This is a genomic window from Streptococcus sp. 79 (assembly GCF_013277425.1).
GTDB classification, from domain to species: domain Bacteria; phylum Bacillota; class Bacilli; order Lactobacillales; family Streptococcaceae; genus Streptococcus; species Streptococcus pseudopneumoniae.
Genome location: NZ_VMMW01000023.1, coordinates 21957 through 35901 on the forward strand (window position 1 = coordinate 21957; position 13945 = coordinate 35901).

A 13945-nucleotide genomic window follows, 5' to 3' on the forward strand; every position below is an offset into this window, starting at 1 on the left:
TAAAAATCCTAATGGAGTCAATCAAATTTTCTGTAAAATTTGATATAATCAACTTATAAGAAAAGAGGTGTCCTATGATTAAAAAAATTTACCCCATTTTTACCATTTTACTAGGTGCTGCTATTTATGCTTTTGGACTGACTTATTTTGTAGTTCCCCATCATCTCTTTGAAGGAGGGGCGACAGGCATTACCCTCATCACCTTTTATCTTTTTAAAATCCCTGTTTCCCTCATGAACCTGCTGATTAATATTCCCCTTTTCATCCTAGCTTGGAAGATTTTTGGAGCCAAATCCCTCTATTCTAGTTTACTAGGAACCTTAGCTTTGTCCGCCTGGTTAGCTTTTTTTGAGCATATTCCCCTTCATATTGATCTTCAAGGTGATTTACTAATCACAGCCCTTATAGCGGGAATCCTATTAGGAATTGGCCTTGGAATTATTTTTAATGCTGGAGGTACAACTGGCGGAACTGATATTCTAGCTCGTATTCTCAACAAATACACTCATATATCCATAGGAAAACTGCTCTTTATCTTAGATTTTTGTATTCTCATGTTGATTCTCCTAATCTTCAAGGATTTGAGATTGGTTTCCTACACGCTTTTGTTTGATTTTATTGTTTCTCGTGTTATTGATTTGATTGGTGAAGGAGGATATGCCGGCAAAGGCTTTATGATTATCACAAAACGTCCTGACCAACTTGCTAAGGCAATTAATGATGACCTCGGAAGAGGTGTTACTTTTATTTCTGGTCACGGCTACTATAGTAAAGAAAATTTGAAAATCATCTACTGTATTGTCGGTAGAAATGAGATTGTGAAAATGAAAGAAATGATTCATCGAATCGATCCTCAAGCCTTTATAACCATTACAGAAGCCCATGAAATCCTAGGAGAAGGATTCACCTTTGAAAAAGAATAAAAAGAGGTAGTGTAGTGATCTCAAAAGTTAGACTTATACTCAATGAAAATCAAAAAGCAAATTAGGAAGCTAGCCGCAGGCTGTACTTGAGTACGGCAAGGCGAAGCTGACGTGGTTTGAATTTGATTTTCGAAGAGTATTATTCATCTATCTTTTGGGTTACAAATAACCTCTTTTTTATTTACTTATGCTCTTAAGACCAATTCCGAGCTACTTCTTCATCAGCCTTTAACTGATCCACTAATTGATCAACTGAGTCAAATTTGGTCATATCTCGAATGCGATCAAGCCAATAAACCATGACGGTTTCCCCATAAATATCTTGATTAAAATCAAAAATATTGACTTCAAAACGTGCTTCTTCTCCATCAAAGGTCACATTTTTCCCGACACTAGCCATAGCACGATACTTCTGTCTTTGAATCTCAACATCAACGACATAAACGCCATCTGCTGGCATATAAGTACGGTCTAAAAGCACTAAATTCGCTGTCGGATAACCAATTGTACGACCACGAGCATTACCATGAACCACCATACCTCTTGATGGAAGCGGTGCCCCCAAAAGTTTTCCTGCTTCTTTCACATTTCCATCTAAAATAGCTTGACGGATACGAGTTGAACTAATCTTTCCTTTCTCATCTTCTACAGGTGGAACAATGATAACTTCTCCATCAAAGTAATCCTTTAAATCTTCTGCTGTTTTTTTGTCAGAACCAAATGTATAATCAAAACCTGCAACAATAATTTTGGCATTCATAGCCTTGATATAAGTTTCAAAGAATTCTTGTGCAGTGAGACTAGCGAATTGACTACTAAAATCAAGGAGATATAATTCCTCTACACCTTCGCGCTTTAATTTTCTTTCACGTTCAGCAGGGTTCAAAATATGCAAAAACAAATCTGGATGATAAGGCTCTAAAGCGATCTTTGGAGATTCATTAAAGGTCATAACGACGATAGGCAATAAATCCTTTCTCGCAGCTTTGTTGGCAACACGAAATAATTCTTGATGCCCCTTATGTATGCCATCAAAATAGCCGAGAACAACGACTGAATCAGATGGTGTGCCAATATCTTTTTGGTTTTTTATAGGAATAGTAATAATCATAAAATAATTATATCATAGCGATAGCTATTTCTGGAACAGAAAATCTGAAATGTCGTTTTTTTCACCTGAAGTGTAGCTATTTTCAAAAAGCACTTCACTCTATCGTTGCTTAACTATGAACTTTGCAATATTCTTCTCAAAAACTTGTAGGACATCTTCAAAAGTTTGAAAGGAGTGATTAGACTTGTTCGGTAACCATAAAGTGTCATACTATGCTTATGTATAAAAAAGCAATGCAACTAACTCCTGAGAACTTTAAATTACTAATTGGTGCCGAAAAGGTAGAATTTAGAATCGAGGTACACCTATGGCTGTAAAATTTACAAAATGAGACAACTTGGGCAAGATGTTTGAAGAATTTCCTAAACTCCCTGATTTGAAGCAAGTCACTTTCCCTGATGACAAAGAAAAAGCCAAAGCAGCAAAGAAAAACTAGATGACTGCTTTCCAACAACTCCCATCTAATGTGCTTCAGACTGGGTTATTTTTCTCTCCATCTGTTATCTTGGATTCTCGCTAAAGAATATCTTTTTCCTTATCAGAAGGAACGGCTCAAGCCATTCAGACAAGTGGAGGGATGACAAGCCAATATTTGAAACCAGATACCAGTTCTTATAGTCAATTGAAATAAAATCTGAAGAAATCGAGTAGGAAACTCAAATCAATTTTTAGCAGTGTTCTATTCCAGATTCAATCCACTATACATATTAAAAAGTATGGGTATCAAAACAAAAAAATAGGCTCTCCGAAAACTCGGAAAGCCTTATTTAATGCTACTTCTAGCTTCCTCGCCTTTACAGTTCAAGGCTCGGGATAAAAAGGTTCACTGAACCTTTTTATTTAGCGATTGGGTAAACAGAAACTTGTTTTTTATCGCGTCCTTTACGTTCAAAGCGTACTACGCCTTCAACTTTAGCGAACAAAGTATCGTCTCCGCCACGACCAACGTTTACACCTGGATAGATGTGTGTACCACGTTGACGGTAAAGGATTGATCCACCTGTTACAGTTTGTCCGTCAGCTGCTTTAGCTCCAAGACGTTTTGCTTGTGAATCACGTCCGTTTGATGTAGAACCTCCACCTTTTTTGTGGGCGAAAAGTTGCAAGTTGTTAAGAGTCATTTTTAACATAATGTTTTCCTCCGTGTTAGTTTTCTGTGATAACTCTGGTTTGGACGAACTCAGACGAGTTCTCCGATAAGTTTGCCATACCTAAGAAAAATGATTCAAAGAATAACTGGGTCATTTCTCTCTGGTGTGAAGGAAGATCTTTTGGAATTTCAACCATCAGATAACCACCTTCATCTTCGTTTAATTCTAGGATTGGTTCATAGCCTGCAAATTTCTCAATAGAATTGATAAAGTTAATGGCAAGCGTAGAAACCGATGCACACACGACATCTAAGCCGCATTCGCCACTCTCGGCGTGTCCAGTAATTTCCGCATTCCTCAGCTCGCCATCTTCGGCTCTCTCAAAGACTGCTTGTATCATGTGTTCTCCTTAAAATTAAGCGTTGATTGCGTTGATGACAACTTTAGTATATGGTTGACGGTGACCTTGTTTACGGTGGCTACCTTTTTTAGGTTTGTACTTGTAAGTAACCACTTTCTTTTGTTTTCCTTGTTTTTCAACAGTTCCAACCACAGTAGCTCCAGCAACAAGTGGAGTTCCGACAACAGTGTTTTCACCACCAACAAGAACAACTTCGTTAAAAGTAACTTCTTGACCAGCTTCAACGTTCAATTTTTCAACGTAAACTGCTTGACCAACTTCAACTTTAACTTGTTTTCCGCCAGTTTTGATAATTGCGTATGTGCTCATTATGCACCTCCTATGATTTTTATGGGTTTCCCCGACTTTTTGTGAAGACTCGCCTAGCATCGTGGGACGAACCACTTAAAAGAAGAGCTCTATGTAGAACAAAGTTTAAATTTGTTCTACGACGAGCAACGATGTTCGTGCGGTTGCACAGGATTGTGCATAGTCAACTCTCTAAGTATAGCATATCTCCTATTTTCTTACAAGTAATAACACCTAAAATCAAGCTTTTTCTTTTACTTTTTTCCGCCACGAGGCAAAAAGCATGCTGATATAAAAAATGCTCATCATAATAGGAACACCAAGAATGGTCTTTTCATGATAGAAAATCGTCAAATAGGCTGAAAAGACAACGCCAAGGATAAAACTACTAAGCAGGCTAACAAATATGAACCCTTCACGCAAAAAAGGAGTGTGCTTAGTTCGGAAATAATTTCCAAAAGCTAGCATTGTTCGTTTGATATTCCCTGTCATAAAGGCATTATTATAAGCAATACCCGAAACCTCACCAAAGGCAGTTGTCACCAGTCCCATACAGAAGGCCAAGGGCGGCACTAGATAGATATTATCTACAGTTTGTGGCACAAAAGCAATAATTATTGATAAGATTACCAAAGGAATCAGTGACAGAATTGGCTTTTTCACAATTCTCAATTTTTCCCTATAAATGGTTAGTAAAAAAACTCCCAGCATAAACGCTATTAAGGTTAAAAGCTTATCCCTAACATCCGAAACATTATTCTGTATTAGCTCTACCGAAAGAAAGACAACATTTCCAGTTTGTCCAGCTACAAGGGTATTCCCGCGAACAATAAAAGTGTAAGCATCCACATATCCAGCACAAAACGTCAAAAAAAGTGCTAACCTTTTAGACTGACGTGATATTTTTCTTATAGGTAATAACCTCATTTTCCCTCCCATTGTATTTTCTCTTAGAAATATTGTACCATTTTCTTTCTAAAAAATCGTAGGCTACCATTTAGATTTTACTATTAGCATAAAAATAATAATAGACAACTATTTATCCGAAAATAGATAGAGGTACCATGTTTGTAGACAAAGCATACAAACCTTTAGTAAAATCATTTCCATGAAACTAGAATAGAGCCCCTCTTAACAAAAATAATTATTTTAATTTATTTCTAATCACTCCTTGATATAAATAACTCTCACCAATAAAAGACTATGTCTTAAAAAAATGGTATAATAAAATCAATACTTGGGCTTGATGGCTATGCTACTAATAACAATTAGGAGAGAAAATCAGGCACTTGTTAACAACAAGGATTATCCCCTTGAGATGAAAGGAACTTTAGAAATCTTATGATGAACATGCAAAACATGATGCGTCAAGCACAAAAACTTCAAAAACAAATGGAACAAAGCCAGGCCGAACTTGCTGCCATGCAATTTGTTGGCAAATCTGCTCAAGACCTTGTCCAAGCGACCTTAACTGGAGATAAGAAAGTTGTCAGCATTGACTTTAATCCAGCTGTCGTTGACCCAGAGGACCTTGAAACTCTTTCTGATATGACCGTTCAAGCCATCAACTCTGCTCTTGAACAAATCGATAAAACTACCAAGAAAAAACTGGGTGCTTTCGCTGGGAAATTGCCATTCTAAAAACAAGAAGCTAGAAAACAATACTTGTCGATAACAAAGGCTAAGAAAGGTGCAAAAATTATAAAAAACGCATAATAGCAAATGAACTGCACCCCAAAAGTTAGACAGAAAAAATCTAACTTTTGGGGTGTTTTTATTATGAAATTAACTTATGATGATAAAGTTCAGATCTATGAACTTAGAAAACAAGGATATAGCTTAGAGAAGCTTTCAAATAAATTTGGGATAAACAATTCTAATATTAGGTACATGATTAAATTGATTGATCGTTACGGAATAGAGTTCGTCAAAAAAGGAAAAAATCGTTACTATTCTCCTGATTTAAAACAAGAAATGATTCATAAAGTCTTACATGAAGGCTGGACTAAAGATAGAGTTTCTCTTGAATACGGCCTCCCAAGTCGTACGATACTTCTTAATTGACTAGCACAATACAAGAAAAACGGGTATACTATTGTTGAGAAAACAAGAGGGAGAGTACCTAAAATGGGACGTAAGCCAAAAAAGAGACCTGAAGAGAGAACAGAATTAGAACGTCTTCAAGCAGAAAATGAGTACCTGAGAGCGGAGAATGCCATCCTAAAAAAGTTAAGAGAACTCCGATTGAAGGAGGAAAAAGAGAAAGAAGAAAGACAGAAATTGTTCAAGAATTAATGACTGAGTTTTCGTTAGATCTTCTTTTAAAAGCCATTAAACTAGCTCGTTTGACCTACTACTATCACTTGAAACAGCTAGATAAACCAGATAAGGACCAAGAGCTTAAAGCTGAAATTCAATCCATCTTTATCGAACACAAGGGAAATTATGGTTATCGTCGGATTTATTTAGAACTAAGAAATCGTGGTTATCTAGTAAATCATAAAAGAGTTCAACGCTTGATGAAAGTACTCAATTTACAAGCTAAAATGCGACAGAAACGAAAATATTCTTCTCATAAAGGAGACGTTTAAAGGAGACGTTGGTAAGAAAGCAGAGAATCTCATTCAACGTCAATTTGAAGGCTCTAAAACAATGGAAAAGTGCTACACAGATGTGACAGAATTTGCCATTCCAGCAAGTACTCAAAAGCTTTACTTATCACCAGTTTTAGATGGCTTTAATAGTGAAATTATCGCCTATAATCTTTCAACTTCACCCAACTTAGAACAAGTACAAACAATGTTGGAACAGGCATTCAAAGAGAAGCGCTATGAGAATACGATTCTCCATAGTGACCAAGGCTGGCAATATCAACACGATTCTTATCATCGGTTCCTAGAGAGTAAGGGAATTCAAGCATCCATGTCACGCAAGGGCAACAGCCCAGACAACGGCATGATGGAATCTTTCTTTGGGATTCTGAAATCGGAAATGTTTTACGGTTATGAGAAGTCGTTTCAGTCGCTTAAGCAATTGGAACAAGCTATTGTAGACTATATTGATTACTACAACAATAAACGAATTAAGGTAAAACTAAAAGGACTTAGTCCTGTGCAGTACAGAACTAAATCCTTTGGATAAATTAATTGTCTAACTTTTGGGGGTCAGTACAAAATGCACTCAATATTATGCGTTTTCTCATGAAAAATTCTCTTTTCATACTCATTTAAAAGGAAACTTATCGTTTTACGGACATGTATATTACAGATTTCTATAGGTCGTATATAGACAGGATATCATCGCTTGGAAGTTGTCCTTTTTGACACCAATCAGTAATTTAGTTCTCAGGAGTTAATGGCAGTGCTTTTCGTACATAGTTTCATAACTACAGTATAGCATAGTATATCGCTTTATAGTTTTCACTATTGATGAACTGCTTGAGCTGCTGTGATAAGGGTTAACTTGTAAACATCATCTGCATTACATCCACGAGAGAGGTCGTTAACAGGCTTGTTCAAACCTTGCAAAACAGGACCTACTGCCGCAAAGCCACCAAGACGTTCAGCCATCTTGTATCCGATATTTCCTGCCTCGATACCTGGGAAGATGAAGACATTTGCTTGACCAGCTACCGTACTTCCAGGAGCTTTCAAAGCTGCAGTTTCAGGAACAAAGGCTGCATCAAATTGCAACTCACCATCGATTTCAAGGTCAGGGCGCAAGTCGTGAGCAATTTTAGTTGCTTCAACGACCTTATCAACGCTTTCACCAAAACCTGAACCTTTAGTAGAATAGCTTAGCATAGCAATTTTAGGCTCGATTCCAAACATCTTAGCTGTGATTGCTGAGTTGATGGCAATTTCAGCCAAAGCTTCTGCATCTGGATTGATGTTGATAGCACAGTCTCCAAATAGGTAACGTTCAGAGCCACGAACCATGAGGAAGGCACCTGAAGTACGAGTTACATTTGGACGAGTTTTAATGATTTGTAGGGCTGGACGAACTGTTGAAGCAGTTGAATGAATCGCACCTGACACCATTCCATCAACCAAGCCCAAGTAAACCAACATAACACCAAAGTAGTTTACATCTTCAACCAAAACCTTGCGTGCATCTTCTTCAGACATTTTGCCCTTGCGACGCTCCACCAAGGCAGCAACCATTTCTTCAAATTGAGGATAATGTTGAGGGTCAATGACTTCATAACCATCCATGATCCCTTCAATTTCAAGATAAATTTTAATTTTTTCAGGATTTCCTAACAAAACAGGAATCACTTCTGTTTCTTTTACCAAACGTTTAGTCGCTTGAAGAATACGTGGCTCTTCCCCTTCAGGGAGAACGATACGAGCATTTTTACCAACAAGGTTGGCTTTGAGACTTTCAAAAACTTCCATGAGTTTTCTCCTTTAAGATAATAATTATACTCTGAAACAGTTTTTATAGAGTATTAGTTGATAACTGGGTAATAAGGTTGCTGAAATCATCCGGCAAGGGACTTTCTAACTGCAAATCTTGCTCTAAAAATGGATGATAAAAGGATAGGTAATGGCAATTCAGGGCCTGACGTTGGATGCCGTCGTCCAGACTACCACCGTACAAATCATCGCCCAACAAAGGAAAACCAATATGAGAAAAGTGGACTCGAATTTGGTGGGTTCGACCAGTGTGCAGCCGAATGTCGACCAAGTGGATATTTCCATAAGAAGCTACAATCTTGTAGGAAGTATGGGCATATTTTCCACCTTTAGCCACCCGTCTGGTAATAATGGAGTCTTCATCACGCGCAATCGGGGCAATAATTTCCCCCTCTGACTCCAAGTGTCCATCACCTTTAACCAAAGCAAAGTAGCGTTTTTCAATGGACTTCTTCTGCAACTGCTTGTCCAATCGTGCATGGGCATAGCCGTGCTTGGCAAAGAGCATCGAGCCAGAAGTATCCCTATCAAGCCTGGTCACAATGTGAACTTGCTGATTTTCGTAATTTTGCTTGACGTAGTAACCCTTGATAAAATTGGCAATAGTATTGGAGTGGTTAACACTAGGAATAGAGGCAACTCCATAGGGTTTATTCAAGACTAGAAAGTGGTCATCCTCATAGAGAATATCCAGTGGGCGCTCGATAGCTTCCAAGGTTTCAAAGCCTTCCTCAGCGGGAATATCGATAGTAACGCGGTCCCCAAGATCCAATAGATAGGTTGCATTTTGTGGTTGGTCATTGACCAGAATAGCCCCACCTCGAAACTTAATCTTGGCCAGAAGCCCCTTAGAAACCTCGTGCTTTTTTAAGAAGGTCTTAACCTTGACATGCTCATCTGCGATAAATTCAAACCTCATTCGTCCACCTCGCCGATAAAGGCATCCTTAACACGGTTCCAGAAACTAGTATGGCTAGGAGTCGCGACAAAGTGAATCTTATGATGATCGATTTGATACTCAATACGCTCAATATTACGGAAAGAATAAACGCTATTGTCAACCGAAATGGTATGGTAATCATTTCTCGTTGGAATGAGTTCAATCTTATCCTTCTTAGGAACGATAATGGAAGAGCCCAGCGTTCGATAGACACGATTATTGAGGCTGGCAATTTCCGTTAATTGCAAAGCTTCAATGGTAGGGTGTAAAACAGCACCGCCAAGAGACTTGTTATAAGCCGTACTACCAGTCGGTGTTGAAACTGTTAGCCCGTCTCCACGAAAACGTTCAAAGGGAACACCATTGATGACAATATCTGCCACCATGGTTCGATCAGACCTGCGGATGCTGGCTTCATTGAGGGCACGAAAAATCTTGACCTCTCCATTTCCAAGAAAAACCTTCACATTTAGAACAGGGTAAGAAACCCTTGCTCCGGTATCTAGCTGCAAATTGGTCATTAACTTATCCAACTCAAAATCACGATAATCGGTATAAAAGCCCAGATGTCCTGTATGAAGACCGATAAAGCGTACCTTATCAAGTTGGTCTTCATACTTATGAAAGGCCGATAAGAGCATGCCATCTCCACCAATGGAAATGACAATGTCCGGACTGCTATCATTGAGTATAAACTGATTTCTTTTCAAACGATCTCGCAATTCATACAAAACCCTTTGACTCTGCGGTTTTCTATTGGCTATCAGGTCAATTCGTTTACCTGTATTCTTCATCTGTATCGTCACTGTTTCCTACACCGTCATTTAATTTTCTACTCAAAGGATCAAAAAGTGCCTGGGCTTCTTGGATATCATCACGAATTTCACCCATTTCTTCATCCAACTGATGGGCGATTCTAGCTGTAATTTCCAGTCGCTTCTTAATCTCCTCTGGGAAATCCCCTTGGTACTTGTAGTTGAGAGAATGTTCTATCGTTGCCCAGAAATTCATGGCCAAGGTACGTATTTGAATTTCTGCCAAAATAGTCTTGGCTCCATTGATGGTATCAACCATATATTCTACTACCAAATGATAGGAACGATAGCCTGATGCTTTTCGATGAGTAATGTAATCTCGCTCCTGTATGATTCGCATGTCCTGACGCTTGTGCAAAATCTCCACTACTTCCTTAACGTCATCTACAAACTGGACCATCACACGCAAACCAGCAATATCCTGCAAATCGTGCTCCAAGGTCGCATAAGTAATACCACGACGGGCCATTTTTTCTTTTATACTCTCAATTGGCTTGACTCGACCGGTCACAAATTCAATCGGAGAATGCTTATTTTGCTTACGATATTGCTTACGAATGCCACGAAGTTTAATCTTTAACTCACCAACAGCTTGAATGTAAGGATCTAGAAATTCTTCCCATTCTAAGGTCATATATTCTCCCTTATTCTCATATTATCCTTCAAAAATATCTTTGATTTTTTCTCCAGATTCATATACAATAAATACAATGCTTATTATACCATAAGTGAAAAACGTTTACAAATAGTTATCATCACTTGTAAATAGTTGAGTTTTTACTTATTTTTCGTTAAAATCATTTACACTAATTTCCATCGTTTTTTTAAATCGTATTCATCTTCGTATTCATTTTTACAATCATCTTTGCCCGTATAGTTGAGAAGGTTTCAATTTACTTCTAATAGTTTATAAATAGAAAACCGTGATTACTCACAGTCTTTTAAAAATAAAATAAAAAAACTCCATCAAAACTATTGACATTATGCAACCAAAGTTGTATAATGGATACATAAGGTTAAGGAGGAAACCTTAGACAAGGAAACTAGTAGAAAGGAACATGAAATGTTTAAGTTCAAAAAGAAACCACTCAAAGCAAAAACAAATAAGCTAGTAGTCAAAATAAACTTATTTATAATCAGCTTTGAATGGCACATCGAATTTGGATAGTGAAAAATCACTATCCACCCCTTCGGGGGGTGTACTTAAATTATAACAGGAAAAACAATGAAAGTAAATCTTAAAGTTAGAAAAACCACCAAGCGTGAAAAAGTTGAATTTATTATTGGACTTCTTCTACTCCTATTTGCAGTTTGGTATTTTACGAGGTAATATATGTCAGTAGATATTGAAGCTATCCGCTGGCTTTTAGACAACGCCACAGCCTATGCTATTAGCAAAAACTGTGGCATGTCTATTCAGGCCGTGGACAAGTATAAAAATGGTGTATCGGATATTATGAATATGCGTCTAAAACACGCTATCAGCATGATAACATACGCCCAGGAACTTAAAAAGCAGTGATTTCGGTCACTGTTTTTTATTTTTAACAAAACACCGTTTTTGACAATAATACACCACGATTTCCTCTCCATATTCTTCATGTAAACGCTTTTTTGAACAATAGGATTGTGATTTTGCTTTCTAATCGTTCAAAATGTGTGTTTTTGAAAAATAAAAAAACCGCAAGCCTGAGCCTGCGGTGAAAAATTATTCTTTGTCTTTGTTTTTATTTTGATTATTCCCTGTAAACAAACCAATTAGCCCTAATGCAGTAGTTCCAGTTAAGACACTACCTGCAATTTGTTTATCTGTTGCTATTAAGTAAATTCCACCAATAATAACAACGAGGGCGATTAAAAAGCCAAATAACTGTCCCAATTTATGAGAAGCAATATTCCCTGATAAGTATTTATCTTCCATCTCTCTACGATGTTGGCTTTCTGCAATACCATTATCAATAATCTTTTGAGCAGCATCCGGATATAGCTCTTTATATCCTTTGAGAATATCTGGATGAGGTAGGTCACCTTGATAGATTTCCAACTTCTGTAAAACTACTTGACGCTGTTCATGTGGTAAGCGCTCGACTTCATCAACAATATTATTGACTTCAATCAAATCTTTATTCTCGGTATCCAAATTTCATTACCTCTTTCTGAATGCCCATCGTTGATTTCTTGTAATCACTTTTGACTTTCTTCCAGTCTGGGACTGTATCAGCTTTTACTTTCGAAATGTTCTGGTTAAAGCTAAAAACAGGCAATACAATTGCTGTCATACCAAGTAAAAAAGACTTAAAGTATTGAGGTTGTTTTATATTTTTTAACATCCCAAATTCCTCCTACTCGCTCCATAATATTTTTTTGAATTAACTTGATTATGACATCTTTCTTTAAAAAAGTCAATGTTTCTTACTCTTTTTAACAAAAAAATCCCCACAAGGACGAGTCCTGTGGGGTAGATAAACATTTTAGAAAAGTTTTCCTTTCCTTTTATTTTTTAAAATTATTTAGTCGTAATCAAGCCGTCTGGCTCAACTGTGAACTCTGGCTTGTCTGCCATTGTTCCGTCTGCATTGAGGTAGTACCATCCTGTTCCGTCTGCGGACTGGATAAAGGCATTTGATACCATGGCACCTTCTTTACCGTCAAGATAATACCAAGTCTCCTTGTACTTGACCCATCCTGTCTTCATAGCGCCCTCTACGTCGAAATAATACCACTTCTCAGCGATTTTCTTCCAGCCTGTCGCCATTTCGCCTGAGTTATCAAACCAGTACCAGTTGCCGTCTGTGTGCTTCTTCCAGCGGTCTGCAAGCATGTAGCCTGAGCCGTCGAAGTAATACCAGGTTCCATTGATTTTCTCAAACTTATCTTTTGGATAAGAGCCGTCTGAGTGTACATACCAATAGCCTATATCGTTCTTCTGCCATCCTGTTTCAATTGTCAAGCCACTTTCAATATCCTGCTTGAACTGTTCACGGCTAATGCCCCATTTGGCTAGATATGGATACGGGTCAACGTGGTCTGAATGATTGTCTGGTTGGTTATTGGTACAGTATTCATGTGTTTTGATACCTTCCAAACTGCTTGTATCAAGCGTTTTCGGCAAACCTGCTTCGTCTGCTAGATTGCGTAAGAGTTCGATATAAAGGCGGTAGTCTGTCATGAATTCTTCTTTAGTTGAATGGCTTTCAATCAATTCAACTGCCGCATAGCTTTCCGCATTCCAACCGCCCCCAACGTCCCAGGCACCATTATTTACAGGACCGACCTGCATGACACGGCCGTTACCAACGACATGAGAGAAGAAACCAAGCTCAGGGTTCTTTCTGTAGTGGTAGTCTGCCTCATTTTGAGCGGTTGAGTTGCGGTTGCCTGTTGAGTGGGCATGTACTTGTCGGTAAGGCTGTACCCCAACCTGGGGCAAGCCTGTACGTAGTCTGCTTGTATCGATATCCATACCTACTCCCTCCAAGCATCGTTCATCTGCTTCACTGCGGACTCCACAAAGGTATCCAAGTCCTTATCGGTCATACTGATATTATATTTGGTCAGCTCTGCCCGGATTTTAGTGCGAGCCTGTGCCAATTTTTCATCACCTTTATAACCTGTCTCAGCAGCCACCTGCTCAACGGCATGAACTGCGTTCTTGGCTAGGATTTCAGCGATGATCACCGCTTTCTCTCCGCCTTTTCGCAAAAGATAGTCTTTCACCATTTTCACGATACTGCCTACTGCTACTGCTAAAAAGCCTGTCGCAAAAGCGATAATAAATTCATTAAATTGTGTCATGTGTTGTTTCCTTTCTATTCTCTATAAAACTTAACATTAACGGTACCTATATACTCCCTTAAGTTTGTACCAGTTAGATATATGACTCCTCGGTTATACATATCAGCCTGAATTCTTATTAATCTGCTATTATTGAGTTGTAC

The 13945-nt window shown here is 38.2% G+C and carries 16 protein-coding genes, 2 pseudogenes and 1 other annotated feature; of the genes and pseudogenes, 5 read left to right on the forward strand and 13 right to left on the reverse strand.

Annotated elements, in window-relative coordinates; translation table 11 throughout:
• Positions 1–74 precede the first annotated feature (74 nt).
• The gene (locus HT729_RS05245; protein WP_000592055.1) at positions 75–923 is read left to right on the forward strand and encodes a YitT family protein; all 849 of its coding nucleotides are present in this window, start codon (positions 75–77) and stop codon (positions 921–923) included.
• Between the two features lie 193 nt (positions 924–1116).
• Here HT729_RS05245 and HT729_RS05250 read toward each other — a convergent pair whose 3' ends face one another.
• A complete protein-coding gene (locus tag HT729_RS05250; protein WP_054392793.1) occupies positions 1117–2034 on the reverse strand; it encodes a bifunctional riboflavin kinase/FAD synthetase in 918 nt (305 codons plus the stop codon).
• A 478-nt stretch (positions 2035–2512) separates the two neighbouring features.
• Here HT729_RS05250 and HT729_RS12385 point away from each other — a divergent pair.
• Positions 2513–2650 (forward strand): annotated as a pseudogene (locus HT729_RS12385) (TIGR03943 family protein); the annotation flags it as partial.
• A gap of 220 nt (positions 2651–2870) precedes the next feature.
• On the opposite strand, the gene rpmA reads toward HT729_RS12385, so the two are convergent.
• From rpmA to HT729_RS05275, 4 genes are all read right to left on the reverse strand, one after another.
• Positions 2871–3164 carry a 50S ribosomal protein L27 gene (rpmA, locus tag HT729_RS05260; RefSeq protein WP_000916509.1) on the reverse strand — a complete coding sequence of 98 codons (294 nt, stop codon included), beginning with the start codon at positions 3162–3164 and terminating at the stop codon, positions 2871–2873.
• 16 nt (positions 3165–3180) lie between these two features.
• Positions 3181–3525: a ribosomal-processing cysteine protease Prp gene (locus tag HT729_RS05265; protein ID WP_000613692.1), complete on the reverse strand. Its 345-nt coding sequence runs from the start codon at positions 3523–3525 to the stop codon at positions 3181–3183.
• Between the two features lie 15 nt (positions 3526–3540).
• Positions 3541–3855 carry a 50S ribosomal protein L21 gene (gene rplU / locus HT729_RS05270; protein WP_000109141.1) on the reverse strand — a complete coding sequence of 105 codons (315 nt, stop codon included), beginning with the start codon at positions 3853–3855 and terminating at the stop codon, positions 3541–3543.
• A gap of 35 nt (positions 3856–3890) precedes the next feature.
• Positions 3891–4010, reverse strand: a sequence feature (ribosomal protein L21 leader region).
• Positions 4011–4074: 64 nt separating this feature from the next.
• A complete protein-coding gene (locus HT729_RS05275; RefSeq protein WP_000509046.1) occupies positions 4075–4773 on the reverse strand; it encodes a YoaK family protein in 699 nt (232 codons plus the stop codon).
• A 402-nt stretch (positions 4774–5175) separates the two neighbouring features.
• On the opposite strand from HT729_RS05275, the gene HT729_RS05280 reads away from it, so the two are divergent.
• Positions 5176–5475, forward strand: coding sequence for a YbaB/EbfC family nucleoid-associated protein (locus HT729_RS05280; RefSeq protein WP_054392792.1), 300 nt, complete (start codon positions 5176–5178; stop codon positions 5473–5475).
• Positions 5476–5613: 138 nt separating this feature from the next.
• Positions 5614–6975, forward strand: a pseudogene (locus HT729_RS05285) (IS3 family transposase).
• Between the two features lie 281 nt (positions 6976–7256).
• Here HT729_RS05285 and pta read toward each other — a convergent pair.
• The 4 genes from pta to HT729_RS05305 are packed head-to-tail and all read right to left on the reverse strand — an operon-like array spanning position 7257 to position 10641.
• Positions 7257–8231: a phosphate acetyltransferase gene (gene pta / locus HT729_RS05290; RefSeq protein WP_000451579.1), complete on the reverse strand. Its 975-nt coding sequence runs from the start codon at positions 8229–8231 to the stop codon at positions 7257–7259.
• Between the two features lie 43 nt (positions 8232–8274).
• Positions 8275–9171, reverse strand: coding sequence for an RluA family pseudouridine synthase (locus tag HT729_RS05295; protein WP_172931756.1), 897 nt, complete (start codon positions 9169–9171; stop codon positions 8275–8277).
• On the reverse strand, positions 9168–9986 hold the full coding sequence (locus tag HT729_RS05300; RefSeq protein WP_000799048.1) for an NAD kinase: 819 nt from the start codon (positions 9984–9986) through the stop codon (positions 9168–9170). Before HT729_RS05300 ends, HT729_RS05295 begins: the two co-directional genes overlap by 4 nt.
• Entirely contained in the window at positions 9970–10641 is a 672-nt protein-coding gene (locus tag HT729_RS05305) for a GTP pyrophosphokinase family protein (protein WP_000171679.1), read from the reverse strand. The genes HT729_RS05300 and HT729_RS05305 overlap by 17 nt, the downstream gene beginning before the upstream one ends.
• A gap of 699 nt (positions 10642–11340) precedes the next feature.
• Between HT729_RS05305 and HT729_RS05310 the strand changes: the two genes are divergently transcribed.
• Positions 11341–11529 carry a hypothetical protein gene (locus tag HT729_RS05310; protein ID WP_000109850.1) on the forward strand — a complete coding sequence of 63 codons (189 nt, stop codon included), beginning with the start codon at positions 11341–11343 and terminating at the stop codon, positions 11527–11529.
• A 186-nt stretch (positions 11530–11715) separates the two neighbouring features.
• Here the strand turns inward: HT729_RS05310 and HT729_RS05315 are convergent, their stop codons facing one another.
• The 4 genes from HT729_RS05315 to HT729_RS05330 all read right to left on the reverse strand — a co-directional run bounded on the left by HT729_RS05315 (position 11716) and on the right by HT729_RS05330 (position 13802).
• The gene (locus tag HT729_RS05315; protein ID WP_000379281.1) at positions 11716–12147 is read right to left on the reverse strand and encodes a DUF2335 domain-containing protein; all 432 of its coding nucleotides are present in this window, start codon (positions 12145–12147) and stop codon (positions 11716–11718) included.
• The gene (locus HT729_RS05320; protein WP_172931757.1) at positions 12131–12337 is read right to left on the reverse strand and encodes a hypothetical protein; all 207 of its coding nucleotides are present in this window, start codon (positions 12335–12337) and stop codon (positions 12131–12133) included. Before HT729_RS05320 ends, HT729_RS05315 begins: the two co-directional genes overlap by 17 nt.
• 176 nt (positions 12338–12513) lie before the next feature.
• Positions 12514–13470 (reverse strand): N-acetylmuramoyl-L-alanine amidase family protein, encoded by a 957-nt coding sequence (locus HT729_RS05325; RefSeq protein WP_172931758.1) that lies wholly within the window; start codon positions 13468–13470, stop codon positions 12514–12516.
• Positions 13471–13472: 2 nt separating this feature from the next.
• On the reverse strand, positions 13473–13802 hold the full coding sequence (locus HT729_RS05330) for a phage holin (RefSeq protein WP_061470673.1): 330 nt from the start codon (positions 13800–13802) through the stop codon (positions 13473–13475).
• Positions 13803–13945: the final 143 nt, after the last annotated feature.